Below are 24,554 nucleotides of genomic sequence, written 5' to 3'. Positions count from 1 at the left end.
TCAGCGGGCGTTGAACTCAAGCCGACTTCTTGGTGCGGGCGGCGCGCAGGTTTTCGGCGGCGCGTTCGATGCGAGCAATGCCTTCGCGCGCTTCCTCGGCAGTGACCACCAGCGGCGGCAGCAGGCGGATGACGTTGTCGCCGGCCGGCACGCCCAGCAGATGTTCGGCGCGGATTGCCTGCAACAGTTCCGACGAGGGGATGGCAGCCTTCATGCCGAGCAGCAGCCCCTCACCGCGGATATCCTCGATGATATCCGGAAACCGATCCTTGAGCGAGGCGAGGCCTTGGCGGAAGACCAATGCGACATCGCGCACATGCTGAAGGAAACCCTCGGCCAGCACGACATCCAACACGGCATTGCCGACGGCCATGGCGAGCGGATTGCCGCCATAGGTCGAGCCATGCGTGCCGGCTTTCATACCCGATGCGGCCTCGGCCGTCGCAAGGCAGGCGCCGAGCGGAAAGCCGCCGCCGATACCCTTGGCGACCGCCATGATATCCGGCGTAATGCCGGCCCATTCGTGGGCGAAAAGCTTGCCAGTGCGGCCGACGCCGGTCTGAACTTCGTCGAGGACCAGAAGCAGACCATGCTCGTCACAGATCTGACGCAACCCGCGCATGAACTCGTTCGTCGCCGGGCGGATGCCACCCTCGCCCTGAACGGGCTCTATCAGGATGGCGGCTGTCGCATTGGTAATGGCGGCACGCACTGCATCGAGATCGCCGAACGGCACCTGGTCGAATCCAGGCGCCTTCGGGCCGAAACCTTCGAGATACTTCTCTTGGCCACCGGCGGCGATCGTCGCGATCGTGCGGCCATGGAAAGCGCCTTCGAAGGTGATGATATGATATCTCTCCGGATGCCCCTTGGCGAACTGGTAGCGCCGCGCCGTCTTGATGGCGCATTCCAGCGCCTCGGCACCGGAATTGGTGAAAAAAACCTTGTCGGCGAAGGTGGCTTCCGTCAGGCGCTTCGACAGCTTCTCCTGGCCGGGCACCTCATAGAGGTTGGATAGGTGCCAGACCTTGTCGACCTGCGACTTCAGCTCTGCAACCAGATGTGGATGCGCATGACCAAGCGCATTGACCGCGACGCCAGCGGCGAAATCGAGATAGCGCTCACCGCTTTCCGTGATCAGCCACACGCCTTCGCCTCGCTCGAACCGCAGCGGAGCACGCACATAGGTGTCATAAAGCGGCGCGGTTTCAGCCATGGCCCATATCTCCTCGATCACAACCTTTAGGGCCAACGTTTCCTTCGAGTGAAACGGGCCCGGAAAAATCAAAATGCCGCCTTGCGGCGGCCTGAGGCACTATTGATGTTTTGCACCGCGATGTCAACAAAACTGGCGATTTAGCAGGTGCGGCAGAGCGCCTCTGGATGCATGGCAGGTCTTCGACAACTTATATTGCATAAATGCCACTCACCTATAGCAAGTTGGGGAAAACCTCGAAATCGATTCTCCAAGATTCGTGCGACTCTTGTCACGGAGTCAGCCTCACACTAGGTTAAAAACCAATTACTAGACTGCATGCGGCGGAACTAGTCACCACAATTTTAAAGCGTTTCGCGCCTCGACCCAATGCGAGGCAATGGTGAGGGATTCTGCCATCAGAAACGCGATAGCGGAGACAGGGCATGAATTGGACAGACGAACGCGTCGAGAAGCTGAAGAAGCTGTGGTCCGAAGGTTTGAGCGCCAGCCAGATCGCGGCACAGCTCGGTGGTGTCAGTCGTAACGCCGTCATCGGCAAAGTGCATCGCTTGAGCCTGCCCGGCCGGGCCAAGGCCGGCGGCACGGCAACGACGGCCCGAGCGCCAAAACGCAATACCTCGGCACCACGCGCGCCGAATTACGCCTCGCGCGTTGCAACCCGCACGGTTACCCGCCAGCAGGGTGCGACGATGCTCAAGGAAGAGGTCGAGATCGATACCGTCAACGAGATCGAATATCGTCCGGCCGCCAATGTGGTCGTTCCGATTTCTCGCCGCCTCGGCCTGACGGAACTCACCGAACGCACCTGCAAGTGGCCGGTCGGCGACCCGCTAAAGGACGATTTTCACTTCTGCGGCAACGACAGCCCGGACTCTTCGCCCTACTGCACCTATCATCAGCGCCTGGCTTACCAGCCGGTGCATGATCGCCGCCGGGCGGCCCACTGAGCCACATCAGTCACATGAAAGAAACGGGCCGAAAGGCCCGTTTTCTGTTTCCGCCGCTCTGCAAAAACCTGTCGGATGATCCGATCAGGCCTCCATGGAATAACCCGCGCCGCGAACGGTACGGATGACGTCCTGCATATTGGAGAAGTTCAGCGCCTTGCGCAGGCGACCGACATGCACGTCGACGGTGCGTTCGTCGACGTAGATATCGTGTCCCCATACGCCGTCGAGCAACTGGGAGCGCGAGAAGACGCGGCCCGGCGAGGACATCAGGAATTCCAGCAGGCGGAATTCCGTCGGCCCCAACCGCACTTCGCGGCTCTTGCGATGAACGCGATGGGTTTCGCGGTCCAGCTCGATATCGCCACAGCGCAATACCGTGGAGAGTACTTCCGGGCGGGCTCGGCGCAGCATCGCCTTGACGCGAGCCATCAGCTCCGGCGTCGAGAACGGCTTGACGACATAGTCGTCCGCGCCGGTGGAAAGGCCGCGCACGCGCTCGCTTTCCTCACCGCGAGCGGTCAGCATGATGATCGGCAGGCGCTCCGTCTCCGGCCGCATGCGCAGCCGGCGGCAGAGCTCGATGCCGGATACACCAGGGAGCATCCAATCGAGGATCAGTAGATCGGGGATGCGCTCCTGGAGGCGCAACTCGGCTTCGTCGCCTCTCAGGATGGTGTCGACCTCGAAGCCCTCGGCTTCAAGATTATAGCGCAGCAGAACGCTTAGCGCTTCCTCGTCTTCTACAACAGCTACTCTCGGAACCATGCGCCTCTGGTCTCCCTCTCTCAGCGTCTACGTTATTCCGTCACTGCACCGACGGTGTTGGCGGTATCGTCTTTCGGGCGCTCGCCTTCGGGCTGGGCGCCGGTCGCCATGTAATAGATCGTCTCGGCGATGTTCGTCGCATGGTCGCCGATGCGCTCGATGTTCTTGGCGCAGAAGAGAAGATGCGTGCAGGTGGTGATGTTGCGCGGATCTTCCATCATGTAGGTCAGCATCTCGCGGAAGAGCGAGGTGTACATGGCGTCGATTTCCTCGTCGCGTTCGCGGATCGACACAGCCTTGTCGGGTGAACGGGTCGTGTAGACGTCGAGCACTTCCTTGAGCTGGACGAGCGCCAGTTCGGAGAGGTGTTCGATGCCGCGGGCGAGACGGCGCGGAACGCCGGTGCCCTGCACGGCGATGACGCGCTTGGCGGTGTTCTTGCCGAGATCGCCGACGCGCTCTAGGTCGGACGCGATACGGATGGAGCCCATGATTTCACGCAGGTCGGCAGCCATCGGCTGGCGGCGTGCAATGGTGACGATCGCCTTGTCGCCGACTTCGCGTTCGGCGTGGTCGAGAATGACGTCATCGGAGATGACCTTCTGCGCCAGGCCGGCGTCGCCATTGACCAGAGCGCGCACGCTGTCGCTGACCATTTGCTCTGCCAGGCCGCCCATTTCAGCAATACGGCGCGTCAGGAACTTCAGGTCTTCGTCATAGGCAGAGAGAATGTGTGTGGAGACCATTTTTCTATCCTCAAGGTGAACAATGTGAAGGGAACCGCGCGGGGAGCGTCATCAGCCAAAGCGGCCCATGATGTAATCCTGCGTGCGGAAATCATCGGGATTGGTGAACATCTTATCGGTATCGTTCTCCTCGACCAGATGGCCGAGGTGAAACATTGCGGTGCGTTGTGACACGCGGGCTGCTTGCTGCATGGAATGCGTCACGATGACGATCGTGAAGTTCTCCCGCAGCTCATGTATGAGTTCCTCGACTTTGGCGGTAGCGATCGGATCGAGCGCCGAGCACGGCTCGTCCATGAGAATGACCTCCGGACTGACGGCGACGGCTCGGGCTATGCAGAGGCGCTGCTGCTGGCCGCCGGACAGGCTGGTGCCGGCATCATACAGCCGATCCTTTACTTCTCCCCAAAGGCCGGCCTTCTGCAGGCTAGTTTCGACGATGTGATCCAGATCGGCCTTGGAACGGTGAAGGCCGTGGATACGGGGGCCGTAGGCCACATTCTCGTAGATCGACTTGGGGAACGGATTGGGCTTTTGGAACACCATGCCGACACGGGCACGCAGCTCCACGACATCGATGGCGTTGTCGTAGACATCCTGATCGTCGAGCGTGATCTTGCCGGTGATGCGGCAGGTGTCGATCGTATCGTTCATGCGATTGAGGCAACGCAGGAAGGTGGACTTGCCGCAGCCGGAAGGGCCGATCAGCGCGGTGACCGTATTGGCACGGATGTTCAGGTTCACGTCGAACAGGGCGCGCTTCTCGCCGTAGTAGACCGAGACGTCCTGGCCGATCATCTTGTAGGGGATCGTCATCATCTTCCTGGCCAGTATTTTTTCGCTCGCGGCTTCCGTTATCATGTTCATTCCATCTTCTCCTGTCACCAGCGCCGCTCAAAACGACGGCGCAGCAGGATTGCCCCGATGTTCATCGCAACAAGGAAGAAGAGCAGGACGATAATGGCCCCGGAGGTTCTTTCGACAAAGGCGCGCTCGGCTTCGCTCGCCCACATGTAAATCTGCACTGGCAGGGCCGTCGACGGATCGAGCGGCCCTGCCGGATAATTGGCGACGAAGGCGACCATGCCGATCAGGAGCAATGGCGCGGTTTCGCCGAGCGCATGCGCCAGCCCCAGGATCGTGCCCGTCAGGATGCCGGGCATGGCGAGCGGCAGGACGTGGTGGAACACCACCTGCATGCGCGAAGCGCCAAGGCCGAGGGCTGCGCTGCGGATCGAAGGCGGCACGGCCCGCAGGGCCGAGCGCGTGGCGATGATGATCATCGGCAGCGTCATCAGGCTGAGCACCAGCCCGCCGACCAGTGAAGCGGAGCGCGGCAAGCCCATGAAATTGATGAAGACCGAAAGGCCGAGCAGGCCATAGACGATCGACGGCACCGCGGCGAGATTGTTGATATTGACCTCGATCAGATCCGTCAGGCGGTTCTTCGGCGCAAACTCCTCCAGATAGATCGAGGCGGCCACGCCGACAGGCAATGCCAAGACCAGCACGGTCAGCATCAGGTAGAGCGAACCGATCAGCGCGACACCGAGGCCGGCCGCCTCCGGGCGGCTGGAATTGCCGGACAAGAACAGGCCCGTATTGAATGCCTTGTACAACGCACCGTTGGTGGCGAGTTGCCTCATCCATGTGAGCTGCTGGTCTGAGACCTTGCGGTCCTTTTCGGCGGCCGTCAGGTCGATCTGTCCCTTGTTGGCGGAGTCGATATTGGCGCTGGCGAGGAAAGTGACCTCTACAGTCTTCCCGATGATCGAGGGATCGGCCAGGACCTTGTCGCGCAATGCAATCCGCGCGCCGTCCGACACCATTTCCGTCGCTTCGCGGACGAGTACCCGATTGGAAGGATCGATGCTTAGCGCCTTCACCAGAGCATCGCGGATGAGAATCGGATAATTGGCCGCGATCAGCACCTTCGGATCGCTGCCGCGCTTGCCCGTGGGATCGATCACCTTCTCGGTAAATTCGATCGGCAAGGTGATCGAGGTCTGCACGAAGGCGGTGTAGCCGTGGCGCACCACTGTGGAGACCAGGATGACGAGGAAGACAAGGCCGAAGGTGACGGCGGCAAGGCCATAGGCGCGGAACCGCCGCTCAGCGGCGTAACGACGCTTAATGCCGATATCGCGCCGCGGCGGCGCGCCGGGCGTCAGCCCACGCGGAATCGGCGATGGTGCGGAAGAAGCGACCTCGCTCATTCGTATTGCTCCCTATACCGGCGGACGATGTAGAGCGCATAGACGTTCAGACAAAGGGTCAGGCCGAAGAGCGTGATGCCGAGCGCGAAGGCCACCAATGTCTGCGGCGAAGTGAATTCGAGGTCGCCGGTCAACTGGTTGACGATCTTCACGGTGACCGTTGTCATCGGCTCGAAGGGATCGAGCTGCATGCGGGCGGCAACGCCGGCGGCCAGCACGACGATCATCGTCTCGCCGATCGCCCGCGACGCGGTCATCAGCAGCGCGCCGACGATGCCGGGCAAAGCAGCCGGCAGCAGGACGCGCTTGACCGTTTCCGATCGCGTAGCGCCGAGGCCAAGCGAACCGTCGCGCAGCGAACGCGGCACGGCCATGATGATGTCGTCCGAAAGTGACGAGACGTAGGGAATGAGCATGACGCCCATGACAAAGCCGGCGGTCAAGACGCTCTGCGCCTCGATGAAGCTCGCATAATTGCCCGTCAGCAGGCCGTTGATATCAGCGGAAATGTCGCGCAGGAACGGCCCGACCGTCACCAGGGCGAAAAAGCCGTAGACGATGGTCGGAATGCCAGCCAGCACTTCGAGCATCGGTTTAGCGACGGAGCGCACGCGCGCCGAGGCATATTCGGCCATGTAGATGGCGGCAAACAGCCCCACCGGCACTGCAACCAACATGGCGACGAAGCCGATATAGAGCGTGCCGGCCAGTAACGGGATGAGCCCGAACGTGCCCGACGTTTGCGAGCCGGCTCCCGTGAAACGCGGATCCCAGACGGTGCCGAAGAAGAATTCGGCGGCTGGAACCATGTTGAAGAAGCGGGCGGCTTCCGACAGCATCGAAGCGACAATACCGATCGTCGTCAGCACGGCGATGGAGGAAGCGACGATCAGACCGCCGAGAATGACCTGCTCCACTCGATTGCGGGCACGAAAGCGCAAGTCGATGGCACGCAGGCCATGAATGGCGCAGACCACCGAAAGAATGATGGCCGCCACCGACATGACGATGCGGCTCACATATCGCATACTGTTATATTTGTCGGACGCCTCGATCATATATCCGGTCGGCCGGACCGCGAGCGGGACACCCTTCTGCGCCAGGAGCAATTGAAGATCCGCGGAGCCGCCGGCGACGGTGGCCAGTTCCTGGTCATCGAGCAGGCGCATGCCGTGGGCGATGCTGCGCACCATGCCGTAGCTGAGGTTGAGTTCGGCTTGCGGCAGGGATTGCACCTCCTCCGGAAAGGATTTGATCACGAAATGGTCGATCACCTCCGGGCTGATGGTCAGCCACACGCAGATCAACGCCAACGCCGGCAACACCGCCCATATGGCGGCATAGGCGCCGTGATAGCCGAGCCGCGAATGCATGGCCGAGGACCTGCCGCCGGAAAGCGCAGCCGCTCTCGTCCGCCCCAGCACGAAGGCGGAGGCGCCGATGATCGACAGGCACAACAGCAGCAATGACAAACTCATTCCCATTCCCCGGCAAACGCCGGCGCGGGCAAGCCCCGCCGGCGGCAGTCCTTAAGCACTCACATGATCTTCCCGTCCGCGAAATCCTTGCGGATCTGGTCCCGTTCAGCATCAGGCGCCGGCACCAGGCCGTATTCGGCCAGCGGGCTGTCCGGTCCAATCATCTGATCGCTCGTGAAGAAGTCGACATATTCCTTCAGGCCCGGAATGACGCCCAGATGCGCCTTCTTGACGTAGAAGAACAGCGGCCGCGACACCGGATAGGTGCCGTCGGCGATGGTCTGGCCCGACGGCACGATGCCGCTTACGGTCGCAACCTTCAGCTTGTCGGCATTGTTCTGATAGAAATAGAGGCCGAAGACGCCGACTCCATGCTTGTTGGCGTCGATGCGGGCCAGCGTCTCGGGATAATCACCGTCGATATCGACTGCCGCACCGTCCTTGCGCACTGCGATGCACTTCGCGGTCTGCTGATCGGGATCGGAAACGGTCGTCTTGATGACGTCGAGCGCACCGGAATCCTTGCAGCCGGCGGCCAGCACCTTCTCTTCGAAGACCTCGCGCGTGCCATGCTTCTCGCCCGGAATATAGGCTGCGATCTCGAAGTCCGGCAGGGCCGGATTGATCTCGGACCATTTCTTGTAAGGATTGGGAACCAGCTTGCCCTTCACCACAACCTCGGCAGCGAGCGCCTTATAGAGATCGGCGGGCACGAATTTTATGTCGGGATTACTCTTGTCGAACGCGAAGACGATGCCATCGTAACCGATCTTGACCTGTTGGATATCGGCAACGCCGGCCGCCTTGCAGGCCTCGACTTCGCTGTCCTTGATCGGGCGCGAAGAATTGGCGATATCGATGGAATCCGGGCCGACGCCCTTGCAGAATTCCTTCAGGCCGGCGCCGGAGCCGCCGGATTCGACGACCGGCGTTTTGAAATTCGTGAAGGTTTCCCCGAAAGTCTCGGCAACGATCTTGGCATAGGGGAATACGGTGGAAGAACCGGAAATCTGAATCTGATCGCGGGCCACGGCGACGCCAGAAAAAGCGGCGGATGCGACCAACGCAATGATAGACAGTTTCAACGTGTTCATGGTGAACCCTCCCTGACGGGCTTTGAAGAGCGTGGCGGCGAACGGAGCGTCCGCCTTTCAACAACTCTTTTTAGCGGTCAAAGCACCGCCCTTTTATGTCAGGCGAGTGAAACAATTATGACAGTCCAACCAATTGAAATCTATGGATTAAGTCACGCCCAAAATGAACGATTCACAGAGCCGTTCAGAACCGCACGGTAAAGTCCGTTCCTTTTCCGACTTCCGACTTGACGATCAGCCTTGCGCGGTGGCGGGTGAGAATGTGCTTGACGATGGCGAGCCCCAGGCCGGTGCCTTTTTTCGAGCGGCTGTCTTCGACATTGACGCGATAGAAACGCTCAGTCAGGCGCGGCACATGCTCCGCTGGAATACCCGGCCCCCGGTCGGAAACGACGACTTCGACGGCTTGACCGGGCTCGTTCAAGAGCGAAACCTCGACGACCTTGCCTTCCTGACCGTATTTGCAGGCATTTTCGATGAGGTTTTCGAAGACCTGCACCAGCTCGTCACGATCACCCAGCACCTCCACCTTTCCGGGGGGCAGATGCAGATTGATGGTCACGTCGAGATCGCTGGCCAGCGGCAGCAACGCGTCGCGGACATGGCCGAGCAACGGCACGAGATCAACCTTCTGATCCGGCGCGATGTGCGACTTCAACTCCAGCCGCGACAGCGATAGGAGATCGTCGACCAGCCGGCTCATGCGTGTCGTCTGGTCGAACATGATGCCGAGAAAGCGCTGCTGCGCCTTCGGGTCTGCCTTGGCCGGCCCCTGGATGGTTTCGATGAACCCGCGCAGCGAGGCGAGCGGCGTGCGCAGCTCGTGGCTGGCATTGGCGACGAAATCGGAGCGCATACGATCGATATGGCGAAGTTCAGAAATGTCGCGGAAGGAGAGCACGAAGAAGGTCCCGGGCTCGATGTCTGATTCAGGCAAATCGATCGGCGCGATGCGGACGATATAGACGCGCTCCGACGGCAGACGCTCGGAATGTTCGATCTGGTTCGGCGTGTTGGTGGTGATCGTCTCGCGCACCATGTCGAGGACGCCGGGGGAGCGCAGCTTGGCGGAGATATGGGCGCCGGACGGAAAAGCGCCGAACGCCTTGTCGGCGGCGGCATTCTGCACCAGGACAGACGCCTCGCGATCGATGATGAGAACCGGCACGTCAAGTGCTGCTAAGCCGGAGAAGACCGTGCGCAACAGGACCTCCGGATCGGCCTGAGCGGGCTCGACGGGCGCCGGCGGGACTGCCTTTTCGACCAACGGCCGGCGGATGAGCGCCACGATCATCACGACGACCCAAATCCAGAAGACGACGCCGGTATTGATACCCTCGACGAGCGCCAGAATGGCAATCAGCGTCGCCAGAATCAGGATGGCGGTCTCCTGCCGCAGCCGTGCAGCCAGCTTCCTGAGGAATGACCATTCGTCTTCCACGTGCACCCGTCCCTTCGCCTGCCATTACGGAATCCAAGACTCCGCGTATTAGCGGGGATTCATGACAGAATTTTCGGCTCTATCCACAGAAGCCGACGACTTACAATAATAAATGTAGCCGGCAAAGGGAGCGGCTGGCAAAGAGATTGAAAATACTGGATAAATATCCCAACTTGCTTCAAAGCTTTTTTGCCACACCCAGCGGATATCGTTAGAACAACGTGAATTGCAAAGGAACAGAACACATGGGAGAGAACGTGGAAAGCCGCGCGGTGGAGTTGCATATCGGTGGCAAGACCCGCGTATTCGATGTCGACGACCCCGTCCTGCCGGACTGGATCAACGACGAGGCGCTTGCCTCCGGCGGCTATCCCTACAAGAAGAAGCTGAAGGATGAAGAGTATCTGCTGGAACTGGAAAAGCTGCAGATCGAACTCATTAAAGTACAATTCTGGCTGCAGGCGACCGGCAAGCGGGTGATGGCGCTCTTCGAGGGACGGGACGCCGCCGGCAAGGGCGGTTCCATTGCCGCAACTTCAGCGCATATGAACCCCCGCATCGCGCGCGCCGTGGCGCTGACCAAACCGACCGACCGCGAAGCGGGGCAATGGTATTTCCAGCGCTATGTCGCCCAGTTTCCGACGGCGGGCGAATTCGTGCTGTTCGATCGTTCATGGTACAACCGAGCCGGCGTCGAACCGGTCATGGGCTTCTGCACGCCGGAGCAATACGAGCAATTCCTGAAACAGACTCCGCATCTGGAAAAGCTCATCGTCCAGGACGGCATCTTCTTTTTCAAATTCTATCTCGACATCGGCAGGGAAATGCAGCTCAAGCGCTTTCACGACCGGCGCCACGATCCGCGCGCCGTCTGGAAGCTTTCCTCCATGGACATCGCGGCGCTGAGCAAGTGGAAAGACTACAGTGAAAAACGCGACCGCATGTTGAAGGAGACGCATACGGACTACGCGCCATGGACAGTGCTCCATGCCAACGACAAACGCCGCGCGCGCCTCAACCTCATCCGTCACATGCTGCTGACGCTCGACTATGACCGCAAGGACGAGAAGGCGATCGGCGAAATCGACGACAAGATTCTGGGCAAGGGGCCGCATGTCCTCAAATGAGGGGCCGCGGCCCGGCCTCATTGCCCGGGCAGGACACGGATGGCGTAGATGTTGATGCCCCTCGCCTTACCATCGACATCGCTGTTGATGATCAGACGGCCGGGCGCGTTTGGCGCCAGCGAACGGTCGAAATGGACCTCGAACAGGGCGTCGCCCTTCTGGCGAGTAACGTTAAAGCGGTGACGGCCGCAGCTGCCGAGCGAGCCGAAATCGCATTCCACGGTGATCTGCGTCGGCGTGTCGGAAGTGGATTGCAGCGTGAGCGCGACTGCTGACGATTTGCCGGCCAATTGCTGCAGCACGCTGACCGGCACTTCAACCGACGCATTGCCGTCCGGGGCGTTTGTCTGAGAGGTCAGCCGCACCGCCGGACCTTCGTTTTCCGAAACGTTCTCGGCCTTGGCCTGCGCACCGCTCACAATATTCGCCAGGTCGGTCGGCTTGAAAATCTCGATCCATTCGTCGGAGAAGCGGTTTTGTGGATCAATCGTTGCCAATCCCGGATTGGCGGGACTGCTGTTGTCATCATCATTGGAGGTGTCGTCGTCGCTGTTGTTACCCTTGAAATCCTGGGAATCAACATGCGCCGGCGGATTGGGCACGCTGGTGTCGCGCTGCGCTGCCGTCATGAACACACCCGAACTCTTGATCCACCAGGCGCCGACGCCGAGGAAGGCGAGCAGGATGCAGAAGACCAGCAGGCGCGAGAAGAACTTGCGCGGTTTGCGGCGAACGGCGGCGCGTTCCGGTTTGAAATTCATCGACCGCGTTGCGGCCGGTGCGGCCGACTGCGGCTGATCGCTGTCGGCGCCGAGATGATCGGTCGGGCCGGCGCGCATGTCGCCAAAATCGCTTTCCGGCGCAGGGGATTCGGCGGGAACGGGGGCTTGAGCGGCTATTGGGCGGTCGCGCGTCTCGCCGCGCACGCTCATGACAGGCTCCTGCGCCTGTCGTTGCCCAGCAGGCTCAGGCGCCTGCCGGGACGGCGCAGAGGGTATATGGGGCGCCTCCACCTCGGGCGTCACGGGTGTTTCCGGCGGGCGGACGCGCTCCTCGCCCTCAATCGTCCGGATGGTCGCCTCCAGGCGCTGGCGCTGAGCTGCAATGATGCCGACGTCGGTAATGTCCTGCTTGCGAAGTCCCGATTCGAGCGCCTGTCGCGCCGACTGATAGATACGGGCCCGGATTTCCGGATTGGCACGGTCGGATCGCTCCAGGGCGTTTCTGATAGCCGTTTCTAATCCGCTCACTTCAGGTCCTTTACTCTCACTCGCGATGCGCCCGCATACTCTACCGCCAAGACGACTATTTCTTTACCATTCGCTAACCGAATTGGGTAACGCCCCGCCCGGCAATGTGCAAGTCTCTCCAAATGACCCGCGGGCACTCCGGCGGGGATAAATGGCAAAGACGACACAAATGGGGTGCAGTTGCGAGGCAGTAGGCAAAGGGCAGCAGGGAAAGCGCCAGGCGCGCGGATATGGTCAATCACTATTACCTATTTGCCTGCTTCTTCCCCCATCTTTCCCTCCCCGCCCACATCTGCTATCCCTTTGACGTTTTCGTAAACGTCAAATACGGATGATGTTCATGGCCCTTCCCCCTGTCCTGACCGAGCGCCTGCGGCTGCCGGTCGTGGCCTCGCCCCTCTTCATCGTCTCGCATCCGGCATTGACGCTGGCGCAGTGCAAGGCCGGCGTCGTCGGTTCGTTTCCGGCGCTGAACGCCCGGCCGGAAAGCCAATTGGACGAATGGCTGGCAATGATCACCGAGGATCTCGCCGCACACGACGCCGCGCATCCGAAACGACCCTCCGCCCCTTTCGCCGTCAACCAGATCGTCCATACGTCGAACAAGCGGCTGGAGCACGATCTGATGCTCTGCGTGAAATACAAGGTGCCGATCGTCATCTCATCGCTCGGCGCCGTGCCGGAGGTCAATGCGGCCGTGCACTCCTATGGCGGCCTCGTGCTCCACGACATCATCAACAATCGTCATGCCAATTCGGCGATCCGCAAGGGTGCGGACGGGCTGATTGCTGTGGCGGCGGGCGCCGGCGGCCATGCCGGCCAACTCTCACCCTTCGCGCTCGTCCAGGAAATCCGCGAATGGTTCGACGGGCCTTTGCTGCTTGCCGGCGCGATTGCCAATGGCCGCGCAATCCTGGCTGCTCAGGCGATGGGCGCGGACATGGCTTATATCGGCTCGCCCTTCATCGCCACCGAAGAGGCGCGCGCAACGGAAGCCTATAAGCAGGCGATCGTCGACGGGGCGGCGGCCGATATCGTCTATTCCAACTTCTTCACCGGCGTGCATGGCAACTATCTGAAACCCTCGATCCGCGCCGCCGGCATGGATCCGGACAACCTGCCCGAAGCTGATCCTTCGAAAATGGATTTCGAAACCGAGACGGCCGGCGCCAAGGCCTGGAAGGACATCTGGGGCTCCGGACAGGGAATCAGCGCCGTCAAAGCCATCGAACCGGTGGCCAAACTCGTCGATCGGCTGGAAGCGGAATACCACCAGGCACGCGCCCGGCTGGCACTCTGAGAACGCTCATGCGCATGGCCGGTTTTTCACAAGCCTCTCGCTTTTTTGCCATTCGGCAATTTGAACGCTTGAAATCTCGCCGCATTGACTGTATCAGCGCCATGCAAATCGCGGGGCAGCACCGAACGCCCTGAAATGCCGCTTTAGCTCAGTCGGTAGAGCACATCATTCGTAATGATGGGGTCACGTGTTCGAGTCACGTAAGCGGCACCATATTTCTCCAATAAAAATAAGATAGTTATATCGTTAGAAGTTCTTGAGTTTTTCTGTGCTGACGCCTCGTGTCGCGACGGATGCGAACGAGCATTGTCTATAGGCCATAAGCAAGCCTCTCTAACGTCGTACCACTCGCTGACACCTTGAATGCTATCGCGGAGAATATCATGACCCCAGAACGCTTTTCCGAATGCCTTTTGCATATCCGTTGGACGCCGATCAATTTGGCGAGCGCCCTGCAATGTGACCTGTCATGGGTGGAGGCATTGGAAGCGGGGAATGCCAAAGTGCCGGATGGGCTGGCAACATGGCTGGAAACTCTCGCGCAATGCCATGAAGCGGCCGGCGTTCCGACGACATATCGTGGGCGCGGGCACGATTGACCAGGCTTGGTCTTGATGTGAGGTTCGCGCGGTTCTGATGGTGGGAAAGAAAGCCCAAAATAGTAGTTGACTTATAATAAGTTCAACTTAGTGATTTATCATCTGGTTGGATTTGACCCCTGATCGGATCGTAGAGCAGCTCGACCGTCTGATCGGTCGGGCTGCTTGGCTTCGGAACCGGGAAACTGTGGTTCATGCGGCGACGATGGCTGCTATGCCCTGATGAACAGGGCGCCTACCAAGCCAAAAACCACGATCGACTGCAGTATGAACATTGGCCATTCAGATGACATTGGCTCCCTCCCGTTTTTTTATGAACATAGGGAAGCACTAATGTTTGTCGATTGTCATGTAATCACTTTGAATGCCGCGGCGATTTTGCTTCATTGGTCGTGCGAATTGCGACTGCACCAATTTTTTGTCTTACCTCAGCATCATCCGATCCATTCAAAGGAAACCTCATGATCCACGTTCTCGCCATCCTGACCGCCCTGCCCGGCAAGCGTGCCGCGGTGCTCGAAGCCTTCCAGGCGAATGTTCCGGCTGTGCACGCCGAGGACGGCTGCATCGAATATACCGCCGTGGTGGATGTCGAGGGCGCCAACCCGGCGTTCGGTCCCGATACGTTCGTAGTGGTCGAAAAATGGGAAAGCATGGCGGCGCTTACGGCACATGCCGCCTCGGCCCATATGGCGGCCTATGGGGAAAAGGTGAAGGACCTGATGGCCGCGCATGCCGTGCATGTGCTCAGCCCGGTCTGATCGCACCCAACGGGAGCTGAACAACTATGCCCACGGCCCCTGTCGGCGCCGTTCTTCATCTATCCTGCCTGCCGGAATCTATCCTGCCTGCCGGAGCGGAATGTCCGCCTGCTCAGTACCATGGGTCGTAATAGCGATCGCGCCAATAGGGGCGATACCCATAACGATAGTGCCCATAGTACGGTCCGCCCCAATAGCGGTCACGATAATAATCGCGATAGTAGTAGTGGCGATAGCCGTAGCTCGGACCGACATAGACGCCGAAGCCCGGTGAGATCACCACGCTGGGGCCGCCGTAATGGTGGTGGTAATGATGATAGTGATAATAATGGTAAGCCTCAGCATTGGTCACTGGCAACGCGAGGATACCCAGCGCCACTAACGCTGTTGCGATGATCCTCATTTCTCTTCTCCTTGAACGCATCCGCAAGGCCGGCGACATCGGCGCCGGCCCGGTGGCACCGTCCCCGCACAAATGGGGACAGTGAGATAACGCTCAAGGGGAAGGCATGGTTCCGGATGGCCGGACGCTATCAGTTATGCGAGAAATGCTGCCTGTGGCTATAACCCCGATCCCAGTGGTGATGGACTGGCCGATGGTGATGCCATCCATAGGCATGGTGATAACCGCGATGATAATAATGGCGATAATAATAATGATGATAATAATGAGGGTGATGAACGAAGTGATGCGGATGGTGGTATTCGCGGGCTTCGGTATAGGTTGCGGGCAAAACGATAACGCCCAGCGCAACGAGCGCTGTTGCCAGAATTTTCATTTCTTTTCGTCTCCTTGATTGCCGGACAAAACATCCAGCCAGGATGGGATCAATATGCGCACGTCCGAACGGACGTGACGTTAGGTAACGCGATTGGGGCCGGCTGGTTCCAGATCACCTCGATATGAACCGCGTCTTCAGGCGGCTTCCAACCTGCCCACCAGTTCCCGCACCGCCTCCTGGATCAGTCGGCAGGCATCGATCGAAGCGCGGCGGCCGTTGTGGGCCAAGTGATAGGACAGCGGCAGCACGTGGTCCGGATTGACGATCCGGACCTTGTCAGCGATTGGGGCGGCACTGACCCGGCCGAGAAACGAAACATAGCCGTGATTGGCGACAAGATCGACGATGACGGGCAGCGAGTCGGCCGAGGTGATGTCGCGACCACGAAACCGGCGGCGGTCGCCGCTGTCAAAGCCGAAAGCCATGGCAGCGTTGCCGATGCCGGTGCGTGGGCTAGGTACGCAGAGCGGATGGTTTTCGACCAATGCTGTCACGGTCTGCTCGGTGCTGCCGGGCGGTGCGATCGCCACCATGTCGGTCGCCACCAGTTCCATATGCTCGAAGGCATCCAGGCCGAAGACGGAATCGACGATGGCGACATCGATCCGGCCGGACCTCAGCGCCTCGCGCAGATCGTCGGCGGTCATCAGCATCAAGGACAACGTGTTGCGGTTGCCGCTGATGTTCCAGCGTGCCACGAGGCTGGCAAGCGAGCGAGCCACCCAGCTTTCCGAACCCGTCGGGATGATCGACCCTATGCGCACGGCGCGCGCGGTCCGCTGAAATCGCTCGTCCGCTGCCGCCTTCATCTCATCCCATGCCTGGGCGATACTGGCGAGGATGGCGTAGACGTCGCGTCCCGCATCGGTCAGCACCGAACCCTGCGCCTGACGTTCGAACAGGCGACAGCCAAAGAATTCTTCCAGATTGGCGATCTGCAGCGAAAGCTGCGGCTGACCGAGACGCAGGCGGCGAGCTGCGCGGTTGATGCTGCCCTGATCGGCGACCTCAAGGAAGCGCTCGATGGTGGCGATCTTCAGCGGCAGGCGAGCCGCCCATTGCGCATAGTTCTCCGGCGCGGGCGGTTCCTTCGTCAGCGCCGAGAGCTGCCGCATGGCCGACAGGATCGGCTGCAGGCTCTTCTGCACCTTCGAGCTCGCGAGCAGAGTGGCAAGTTCTCCGGACGCTCGTTCGACGAGCTTCATTGCCAGCTCCGTCTCCAGCCGCCGCAGTGCGCTCGACACGGTCGAGGCCGAAAAAGACAGCCTGCGCGCGGTCTCCCTGACGGAGCCGATCGAGAAAACCGTATCGGCGATGAACAGTGCCCCGAGATACAAACCAGTCTACCTTTCAAGCGTGCTGCATACGTCCTCCTTCGCGTGCGTGCCAACTCAGACGCCGTGACGATATGATGTGTTCTCAAAAAAAGATATCCCAAACCTGAAAGCCAATGACTATCGTTCGATCGCCACCTAACCGATCCAGCCGTCAACAAGAGATCGGAACGGCGGCGAAACGGGTAAGGGGAACAAAAACAAACGCACTTGCCCCCGAAAAAAGAAATCTATTTTCGCGCTTATGCCGCGCGCCCTCGTCATAATTGTGCTGCGACTGCAGGTGGCTGATTGGCGTGTCATCGATTTTTTGATGACGAGCACTATCTCCAAGACGCAGACAGGACTTCGCATGCGGGTTCTTCGGCCCGCAGTTATACATGGCGTGTCCGGGGACCGGATTTGAACCGAACGGATACGCGAGACAAACGGTTCAACGGGGTACAAAGGGTAACACCATGTTCAAGAAGCTCGCACTCGCCGCCGCGCTGGCGGCTTTCGTGGCCAACGGCGCCAGCGCCGCCGACGTCGTAGTCTCCTCGAAGATCGACACGGAAGGCACGCTGCTCGGCAATATCATCTTCGCCGCGCTCAATGCCAACGGCATCAAGGCGAAGGACCGCATCGCGCTCGGCACGACGCCGGTTCTGCGCAAGGCGATCACGGCCGGCGAAATCGACATCTATGCCGAATATACGGGCAATGCCGGCTTCTTCTTCAACAAGGCCGACGATCCGGCCTGGAAGAACCTGCAGCAGGGCTATGACCAGGCGAAAAAACTCGACTACGACGCCAACAAGATTGTCTGGCTGACGCCCTCGCCCGCCAACAACACCTGGGCGATTGCCGTTCGCAACGACGTTGCCGGTCCGGCCAAGCTCAAGACCATGTCCGATTTCGGCAAATGGGTTGCCGGCGGCGGCCCGGTAAAGCTTGCGGCCTCTTCCGAGTTCGTCAACTCGCCGGCTGCTCTGCCGGCCTTCCAGGCGACCTACAGCTTCCAGATCAAGCCCGACCAGGAAGTCGTGCTCTCCGGCGGCGACACCGCGGCGACGATCAAGGCTGCGGCCGACCAGACCAACGGCGTCAACACCGCCATGGTTTACGGCACGGACGGCGCCATCGAGGCGGCTGAACTGACGGTTCTCGAAGACGACAAGAGCGTGCAGCCGGTTTATGCACCGACGCCGATCATCCGCGAAGCTGTGCTGAAGGCCAATCCGAAGATCGAAGAGGTTTTGGCCCCGATCTTCAAGGGCCTGACCGCCGACGTGCTGCGCAAGCTGAACGGCCGTATCCAGGTCGATGGCGAGCCGGCCAAGTCGGTTGCCGAATCCTACCTCAAGGAAAACGGCTTCCTGAAGTAAGACTTTACCAACTACCCTCGCGGCTCCGCTTTGATAAGGTGGAGCCGCAGTCATATTTGATGAGGCGTGATCTTGGCCAAAAACCGCTTTGCGCGTTTTGAGATCATGCGCTGACGGAGCTTGCTTGATGGAAGATGCACTTGCGGTCCGCAGGGTGGACCGTCTTGGAATGGTGCTGGTGGCCGGTGGCCTCCTGGCGGCGGCATCGATGCCGTTCGTCATCGTCAAGGCAAACCGTATTGCCGCCGGCAAGCCGCAATTGCTGACGCAGCTCCTCGCTCAGCCGGTCGCGCTGGCGCTGCTTATTCTTCTCGTCGCCACGGCGCTTGCCGCTCTTTTCCTGCGTAACCAGCTCGTCCGCCTCGGCATCGCGACACTCGCCATCGCCCTTCTGATCGTCACGCTCGGCCTCGTCTCGACCGCGGCCACGCCGGCCGGCAGCGCTGTGGCGCGCATCACGCCCGGTGGTTGCTTCTGGGTGCTGCTCGCCGTCATCGGCCTGGTGATTTCCGATGCGCTGGTGAAGCTGCAGCTGACGCCATGGCTTCGGGTCGCATCGCTCGCCCTCTACACGGCGATCCTCGGCGTCATCCTCAGATCGGGCCTGCTCGACAATCTGTCGATCATGAAGGAGTACGGCAACAATGCCGACAAATTCTGGAACGAGGCGCTGGGCCACGTGTTCCTGTCGCTCGGCTCGGTCGCCATCGCCATCGTGCTCGCCCTGCCGCTCGGCATCTTCTGCTATTGGCAGCCGAGACTTCGCGCCGTCGTGCTGCGCGGCTTGAGCCTGGTGCAGACCATTCCGAGCCTGGCCCTGTTCGGCATTTTGATGCTGCCGCTCGGCTATATCGCCACCCATGTCCCTTTCGCAGCCGCGATCGGCGTTCAAGGCATCGGCACTGCGCCGGCGCTGGTGGCGCTGGTGATCTATTCGCTGCTGCCGATCGTCGCCAATACCGTCGTCGGGCTCGCCGGCGTCGATCCCTCAGTGCGTGATGCCGCCGCCGGCATGGGACTGACGCGCCGGCAGATACTAACCGGCATCGATTTGCCGCTCGCCTTCCCGGTCATCCTGACCGGCATTCGCATCGTGCTGGTGCAGGCGATCGGCCTCGTCACCGTCGCGGCGCTGATTGGCGGCGGCGGTTTCGGTCTCTTCATCTTCCAGGGCATCGGCCAGACAGCCAATGACCTGGTGCTGCTCGGCGCCGTGCCGACGGTCTTTCTTGCCTTCTCATCGGCCGTCATCCTCGATGCGGTCATCGACAGCATCCGAGGACAAAGCGCATGACCACCATGATCGAGCTGAAAGGCGTGACCAAGCGCTACGGCAGTGTCGCCGTGGTCGACAATGTCAGCATGAGCATGGAAAAGGGCACGATCACCGTCATCGTCGGCACCTCCGGCTCCGGTAAGTCGACGCTGATGCGCATGATCAACCGGTTGGTGCCGATCTCTGCCGGCCGGATTTTACTCCGCGGCCAGGATGTCACGACCGTGCCGGCGACCGAGCTGCGCCGCGGCATCGGCTATGCCATTCAGGGCCACGGCCTGTTTCCGCACCGCACCGTGGCGCAGAACATCGCCACCGTGCCGCAACTGCTCGGCTGGGAGAAGGCACGCATCGACCAGCGTGTCGAGGAACTGCTCAATCTCTTCCATCTGGATCCCGGCACCTTCGCGTCGAAATATCCGAGCCAGCTTTCCGGCGGCCAGCAGCAGCGCGTTGGCGTCGCCCGTGCGCTTGCGGCCGAGCCGGAAGTGCTGCTGATGGACGAGCCCTTCGGTGCCCTCGATCCTGTCATCCGCGGCAAGGCGCAGGACGATCTTCTGGCCATCCAGAAGCAGTTCGGCACGACCATCGTTCTCGTCACCCATGACATGGACGAAGCCTTCCATCTCGGCGACAAGATCGCCGTCATGAGCGAAGGCAAGCTGCTGCAATGTTCGGAACCGGGGAAGATCCTGACCGAACCGGCGGATCCCTTCGTGCAGCAACTGACCGGCACCTCCGACCGGGCGCTGAAGCTGATGTCGCTGCTGCCGCTCAGGGAAAGCATGCAGCCGCCGCGACCGGGGCTCAACTACCGCCTGCCGCAGACACTCAATCTGCGCGATGCGCTGGCGGAGATGATCTGGCAGGGTGCCGACGAGGCGGTGGTCGAAGACGACAGCAACGTGCCGGTCGGCTCGATCTCCATGCGGCATTTGATCGAGCTGGGCCGCAAAGCATGAAATTTCTGACCGCCAACATCTTCCGCTTCCTGGCGCTGGCGCTGCTGCTGGTGCTGCTGTTCCGGCCGGAATGGCTGATACCGATTCTGGCACCGCTCACCAAATTCGGGGCATCGCCGATCTATACGCAGAACAGCCTGGTCGGCCTCGCGATCAGCCATATGGAGCTGATCCTCGTCTCGATCGCCGCCAGCGGTATTCTCGCCGTGCTCGGCGGCATCTTCGTCACCCGCAAGAGCGGCGCCGATTTCCTGCCCTTGTCGCGGGCGATCGCCAATGCCGGGCAGACCTTTCCCCCGGTCGCGGTGCTGGCTCTCGCTATCTCCACCACCGGTTTCGGCGCGGTGCCGACGCTGATTGCGCTTTTTCTATACGCGCTTCTGCCAATTTTCGAAAATACCGTCGCCGGCCTGCAGCAGGTGCCCGCTTCCGTGCTCGACGCCGCCGACGGCATGGGCATGAACGGCTGGCAGCGGCTGTTTCAGGTCGAACTGCCGCTCGCTCTGCCGCTGATCATCGAAGGCCTGAAGATCGCCACCGTCATCAATATCGGTACGGCGACGATCGGTTCGACCGTTGCGGCGAAGGGGCTCGGCGAAGTCATCATCGCCGGCCTGATCAACGACAACACTGCCTTCATCCTGCAGGGCGGCTTGATCGTCGGCCTGATGGCGGTGTTGATCTATGACGGCATGGAGATGATCGAACATGCCGTTACTCGCAAAATCGGCTTGCAGCCGCTGCCCTGATGCCGCGGCTAGAGCATCCCGCGGGTACCACCCACAAGCGGATAAGATGCTCTAGTTTCAAAAGACTAGAACAACCTTTGTGCGTTCAAGTGAAGCAAGGCGTTCTAGGCGGCATGGCTCTGACGGCTTGCGTGCGCGATCTTGTCCGAAAATCGCTTCGCAGTTTTTTTGGGGTTCATGCTTCACATCGGAGACCACACTTGGCGCCAGGGAGGTGCGTATATGGCGAAAATGATCCATTCGATGATCCGAGTCCTCGATGAAGCGCGCTCGGTCGATTTCTACAGCAAGGCTTTCGGGCTAACGGTCGCCGACCGCATCGCCTTCCCGACATTTACGCTGATCTATCTCAGCAATCCCGAGACCGGTTTTGAACTGGAACTGACCGTCAATCAGGACCGAATCGAGCCCTATGCGCTCGGTGACGGCTATGGCCACCTCGCTGTATCCGTCAACGAACTTCGGGACGAGCACGCGCGCTTCACCGAGCTCGGTCTGAATCCCGGCAAGGTCATCGAGCTCAATCGCGATGGAAGATTGTTCGCCCTCTTCTTCTTCGTCACCGATCCTGATGGCTACAAGATCGAAGTGGTGCAAAGGAACGGACGGTTTCAATAAAAGCAGCACAACCAAAGCCCCGCGCAAGCGGGGCAGTCCGGCTGACTATTTTTGTGCCTACATCCAGTAGGGTGGCACGCCGAAATAGTCGTGGCTCTTGTGGCCATGATCCTTATGGACGAGGGTGTCGTCCTTGCCAGCGAAACGACAAGCCTTTTCGACGTCGTTCTTGGTCATGTTGATGCGGTAGCCATCGATGCGGGCGTCATAGCGCAGCTTCTCCCACGGCAACCGGTAGTGATCCTGCCCGATGCCGAAAAAGCCGCCGAAGCTCAGGATAATGAAGGCGATGCGTCCATCGCTTTTTTCCATCATCAGGCGCTCGATATGACCGATCTGCTTGCCGTCGCACCCAAAGACCTTCGATCCCTCGACTCGATCGCAGGCAACCAACATCGACATGTCCTTGACATAGAGATCGCGGCTCATCGTATCGGCACTCTCTTTATGCATGTGCGCACCTCCTTTTGGATACGCTTCACATAAACTTTTGGAGCCTCCGATCCGCCTGGTACTTGAGCAGGCAGCACGATGCTCCGACGGGGTTTTCGCCCACGGCTTCATTAACGCGCTGTCGTCACAAAAGTTCCAGTACTTTTTTCAAACTTATTAAAAATTGGTTAACGCCCATGGATTATTGACGTTTACGTCAAAGTTATTATAGCTTCGTTGTTGCCATAAGTCTTTAGGTGAGGGCAAAGCGGCAGGGCGTTCGAAAAACGGGAGACTTTTCAGCCAAGCAGTGCCACGCTACAGAGCCGCGCGCCGAAGGCTGGGCGTGACGATGCGTCAAGGAGGAAGTACGCATGAATTCAGTTTCCGCTCCTTCGGATGGATCGGCGGTCAAGAAGATCTGGCTCGCCTCCTATCCGGATGGCGTGCCGGCCGAGTTGCCGCAGCTGGAGCACACATCGCTTGCCGAATTGCTGGAGGAAAGCTGCGCGCGTTATGCCGATCGGCTCGCTTTCACCAGCATGGGCAAATCGATCACCTATCGCGACCTCGATGCACAAACGCGCAAGATCGGTGCCTGGCTGCAGAGTCTCGGCCTGAAAAAAGGCGACCGCGTTGCCGTCATGATGCCGAATGTGCTGCAGAACCCGATCGCCGTTTACGGCATCCTTCGCGCCGGCTTCGTCGTCGTCAACGTCAATCCGCTTTACACCCCGCGCGAGCTCGAACATCAGTTGCGCGATTGCGGCGCCAAGGCGATCTTCGTGCTGGAAAACTTCGCCCACACGGTCGAGCAAGTGCTGGCGCATACCGATGTGCGCCATGTCATCGTCACCTCGCTCGGGGACATGCTGGGGCTGAAGGGCCATATCGTCAACTTCATCGTCCGCAAGGTGAAGAAGCTGGTACCGGCCTGGTCCATCCCCGGACATCGGCGTTTCATGGCCGTACTGGACGAAGGGGCAAGGCTGCCGCTGAAGCCGGTTGATCTCACCGGCAGCGACATCGCATTCCTGCAATATACCGGCGGCACGACCGGTATTGCCAAGGGCGCGATCCTCACTCATGCCAACCTGCTCGCCAATCAGTTGCAGTTGCTGCTGTGGTTATCAGCCGCTTACGGCGACAAGGCGCGGCCCGACAGGCTGACCTTTGTCTGCGCATTGCCGCTCTACCATATTTTCGCGCTGACGGTGAATTCGCTGATGGGCATGTCGCTCGGCGGACATAATGTGCTGATCGCCAATCCGCGCGATATTCCGGCCTTCGTCAAAGAGCTCGGCAAATACAAATTCGACCTGTTTCCCGGTCTCAACACTCTGTTCAACGCGCTGATGAACAATGCGGAATTCGCCAAGCTCGACCTGTCCCGCACCTGGACGCTGGCTGGCGGCATGGCCGTGCAGCGGCCGGTCGCCGAGCGCTGGCAGAAGATGACAGGTTCGTGGATCACCGAGGGTTATGGCCTTTCGGAAACCTCGCCGGTGGCCAGCGCCAACCGATTCGACAGTGCGGATTTCACTGGCACGATCGGCCTGCCGATCACGGGCACCGATTTCGACATTCGCGACGAGGACGGCAATTCGCTGCCGCTCGGCGAGGTCGGCGAAATCTGCGTTCGCGGGCCGCAGGTCATGGCCGGCTATTGGAAGCAACCGGCGGAAACCGCCAGGGTGATGACCGCCGATGGCTTTTTCCGAACCGGCGACATGGGGTTCATGAACGAGCGCGGCTACACCAAGATCGTCGACCGCAAGAAGGACATGATCCTGGTCTCCGGCTTCAACGTCTATCCGAACGAGATCGAGGAAGTCGCCGCCATGCATCCGGGTATTCTCGAAGCTGCGGCAATCGGCGTGCCGGACGTGCATTCGGGCGAAGCCGTCAAGCTTTTCATCGTCAAGAAGGATCAGGCGTTGACCGAAGCTGAGGTCAAGGCCCATTGCATCGCAAACCTCACCAATTACAAGCGGCCACGCTTCATCGAATTCCGCACTGAACTGCCGAAATCGAATGTTGGCAAAATCCTGCGCAAGGAATTGCGCAACTGACATAATTCCATGCGAT

The 24,554-nt window shown here is 60.1% G+C and carries 24 protein-coding genes and 1 tRNA gene; 12 read left to right on the top strand and 13 right to left on the bottom strand.

Features of this window, described 5'->3' with window-relative positions:
* Positions 1–16 precede the first annotated feature (16 nt).
* The gene (locus PY649_RS09800; protein WP_285868105.1) at positions 17–1,216 is read right to left on the bottom strand and encodes an aspartate aminotransferase family protein; all 1,200 of its coding nucleotides are present in this window, start codon (positions 1,214–1,216) and stop codon (positions 17–19) included.
* A 425-nt stretch (positions 1,217–1,641) separates the two neighbouring features.
* On the opposite strand from PY649_RS09800, the gene PY649_RS09795 reads away from it, so the two are divergent.
* On the top strand, positions 1,642–2,166 hold the full coding sequence (locus tag PY649_RS09795; protein WP_285868103.1) for a GcrA family cell cycle regulator: 525 nt from the start codon (positions 1,642–1,644) through the stop codon (positions 2,164–2,166).
* An 84-nt stretch (positions 2,167–2,250) separates the two neighbouring features.
* Here the strand turns inward: PY649_RS09795 and phoB are convergent, their stop codons facing one another.
* The 7 genes from phoB to phoR form a co-directional block, all read right to left on the bottom strand.
* Entirely contained in the window at positions 2,251–2,934 is a 684-nt protein-coding gene (gene phoB / locus PY649_RS09790; protein WP_004128368.1) for a phosphate regulon transcriptional regulator PhoB, read from the bottom strand.
* 32 nt (positions 2,935–2,966) lie between these two features.
* The gene (gene phoU, locus PY649_RS09785; protein WP_285868102.1) at positions 2,967–3,680 is read right to left on the bottom strand and encodes a phosphate signaling complex protein PhoU; all 714 of its coding nucleotides are present in this window, start codon (positions 3,678–3,680) and stop codon (positions 2,967–2,969) included.
* A gap of 51 nt (positions 3,681–3,731) precedes the next feature.
* A complete protein-coding gene (pstB, locus tag PY649_RS09780; protein WP_285868101.1) occupies positions 3,732–4,547 on the bottom strand; it encodes a phosphate ABC transporter ATP-binding protein PstB in 816 nt (271 codons plus the stop codon).
* A gap of 14 nt (positions 4,548–4,561) precedes the next feature.
* A complete protein-coding gene (gene pstA, locus PY649_RS09775; RefSeq protein WP_285868100.1) occupies positions 4,562–5,896 on the bottom strand; it encodes a phosphate ABC transporter permease PstA in 1,335 nt (444 codons plus the stop codon).
* Positions 5,893–7,374 (bottom strand): phosphate ABC transporter permease subunit PstC, encoded by a 1,482-nt coding sequence (gene pstC / locus PY649_RS09770; RefSeq protein ID WP_285868099.1) that lies wholly within the window; start codon positions 7,372–7,374, stop codon positions 5,893–5,895. Before pstC ends, pstA begins: the two co-directional genes overlap by 4 nt.
* Positions 7,375–7,433: 59 nt before the next feature.
* Positions 7,434–8,468, bottom strand: a complete 1,035-nt coding sequence (locus tag PY649_RS09765) for a substrate-binding domain-containing protein (protein ID WP_285868098.1) — start codon at positions 8,466–8,468, stop codon at positions 7,434–7,436.
* A 184-nt stretch (positions 8,469–8,652) separates the two neighbouring features.
* The gene (gene phoR / locus PY649_RS09760; protein ID WP_285868097.1) at positions 8,653–9,909 is read right to left on the bottom strand and encodes a phosphate regulon sensor histidine kinase PhoR; all 1,257 of its coding nucleotides are present in this window, start codon (positions 9,907–9,909) and stop codon (positions 8,653–8,655) included.
* Between the two features lie 245 nt (positions 9,910–10,154).
* Between phoR and ppk2 the strand changes: the two genes are divergently transcribed.
* Positions 10,155–11,036 (top strand): polyphosphate kinase 2, encoded by an 882-nt coding sequence (gene ppk2 / locus PY649_RS09755; RefSeq protein WP_285868096.1) that lies wholly within the window; start codon positions 10,155–10,157, stop codon positions 11,034–11,036.
* Positions 11,037–11,053: 17 nt separating this feature from the next.
* Here the strand turns inward: ppk2 and PY649_RS09750 are convergent, their stop codons facing one another.
* Positions 11,054–12,286 carry a hypothetical protein gene (locus tag PY649_RS09750; RefSeq protein WP_285868095.1) on the bottom strand — a complete coding sequence of 411 codons (1,233 nt, stop codon included), beginning with the start codon at positions 12,284–12,286 and terminating at the stop codon, positions 11,054–11,056.
* 340 nt (positions 12,287–12,626) lie between these two features.
* On the opposite strand from PY649_RS09750, the gene PY649_RS09745 reads away from it, so the two are divergent.
* The 4 genes from PY649_RS09745 (at position 12,627) to PY649_RS09730 (ending at position 14,946) form a co-directional block, all read left to right on the top strand.
* Positions 12,627–13,586 carry an NAD(P)H-dependent flavin oxidoreductase gene (locus PY649_RS09745; RefSeq protein WP_285868093.1) on the top strand — a complete coding sequence of 320 codons (960 nt, stop codon included), beginning with the start codon at positions 12,627–12,629 and terminating at the stop codon, positions 13,584–13,586.
* A gap of 137 nt (positions 13,587–13,723) precedes the next feature.
* A tRNA-Thr gene (locus PY649_RS09740) sits at positions 13,724–13,799 on the top strand.
* Between the two features lie 170 nt (positions 13,800–13,969).
* Positions 13,970–14,185 carry a hypothetical protein gene (locus tag PY649_RS09735; RefSeq protein ID WP_285868092.1) on the top strand — a complete coding sequence of 72 codons (216 nt, stop codon included), beginning with the start codon at positions 13,970–13,972 and terminating at the stop codon, positions 14,183–14,185.
* Positions 14,186–14,646: 461 nt separating this feature from the next.
* Positions 14,647–14,946, top strand: coding sequence for a putative quinol monooxygenase (locus tag PY649_RS09730; protein WP_285868091.1), 300 nt, complete (start codon positions 14,647–14,649; stop codon positions 14,944–14,946).
* 112 nt (positions 14,947–15,058) lie between these two features.
* On the opposite strand, the gene PY649_RS09725 is transcribed toward PY649_RS09730, so the two are convergent.
* The 3 genes from PY649_RS09725 to PY649_RS09715 form a co-directional block, all read right to left on the bottom strand.
* Positions 15,059–15,325, bottom strand: coding sequence for a hypothetical protein (locus PY649_RS09725; protein ID WP_285868090.1), 267 nt, complete (start codon positions 15,323–15,325; stop codon positions 15,059–15,061).
* A 154-nt stretch (positions 15,326–15,479) separates the two neighbouring features.
* The gene (locus PY649_RS09720) at positions 15,480–15,725 is read right to left on the bottom strand and encodes a hypothetical protein (protein WP_285868089.1); all 246 of its coding nucleotides are present in this window, start codon (positions 15,723–15,725) and stop codon (positions 15,480–15,482) included.
* 137 nt (positions 15,726–15,862) lie between these two features.
* Entirely contained in the window at positions 15,863–17,065 is a 1,203-nt protein-coding gene (locus tag PY649_RS09715) for a LysR family transcriptional regulator (protein WP_285868088.1), read from the bottom strand.
* A 455-nt stretch (positions 17,066–17,520) separates the two neighbouring features.
* On the opposite strand from PY649_RS09715, the gene osmF reads away from it, so the two are divergent.
* The 5 genes from osmF (at position 17,521) to PY649_RS09690 (ending at position 22,034) form a co-directional block, all read left to right on the top strand.
* Positions 17,521–18,429: a glycine betaine ABC transporter substrate-binding protein OsmF gene (gene osmF / locus PY649_RS09710; protein WP_285868087.1), complete on the top strand. Its 909-nt coding sequence runs from the start codon at positions 17,521–17,523 to the stop codon at positions 18,427–18,429.
* A gap of 127 nt (positions 18,430–18,556) precedes the next feature.
* A complete protein-coding gene (locus PY649_RS09705; protein WP_285868086.1) occupies positions 18,557–19,723 on the top strand; it encodes an ABC transporter permease in 1,167 nt (388 codons plus the stop codon).
* Positions 19,720–20,667: an ABC transporter ATP-binding protein gene (locus PY649_RS09700; RefSeq protein ID WP_285868085.1), complete on the top strand. Its 948-nt coding sequence runs from the start codon at positions 19,720–19,722 to the stop codon at positions 20,665–20,667. Before PY649_RS09705 ends, PY649_RS09700 begins: the two co-directional genes overlap by 4 nt.
* Entirely contained in the window at positions 20,664–21,416 is a 753-nt protein-coding gene (locus PY649_RS09695) for an ABC transporter permease (protein WP_285868083.1), read from the top strand. Before PY649_RS09700 ends, PY649_RS09695 begins: the two co-directional genes overlap by 4 nt.
* A 222-nt stretch (positions 21,417–21,638) precedes the next feature.
* Positions 21,639–22,034, top strand: coding sequence for a VOC family protein (locus PY649_RS09690; protein WP_285868082.1), 396 nt, complete (start codon positions 21,639–21,641; stop codon positions 22,032–22,034).
* 57 nt (positions 22,035–22,091) lie between these two features.
* On the opposite strand, the gene PY649_RS09685 is transcribed toward PY649_RS09690, so the two are convergent.
* On the bottom strand, positions 22,092–22,487 hold the full coding sequence (locus PY649_RS09685; protein ID WP_285868081.1) for a PRC-barrel domain-containing protein: 396 nt from the start codon (positions 22,485–22,487) through the stop codon (positions 22,092–22,094).
* Positions 22,488–22,840: 353 nt separating this feature from the next.
* On the opposite strand from PY649_RS09685, the gene PY649_RS09680 reads away from it, so the two are divergent.
* Positions 22,841–24,538 carry a long-chain-fatty-acid--CoA ligase gene (locus tag PY649_RS09680; protein ID WP_285868080.1) on the top strand — a complete coding sequence of 566 codons (1,698 nt, stop codon included), beginning with the start codon at positions 22,841–22,843 and terminating at the stop codon, positions 24,536–24,538.
* Positions 24,539–24,554: the final 16 nt, after the last annotated feature.

Origin of the sequence: Rhizobium mayense (assembly GCF_030272705.1) — a bacterium.
Classification (GTDB): Bacteria; Pseudomonadota; Alphaproteobacteria; order Rhizobiales; family Rhizobiaceae; genus Rhizobium; species Rhizobium mayense.
This window is presented reverse-complemented; position numbering and strand designations above follow the sequence as displayed.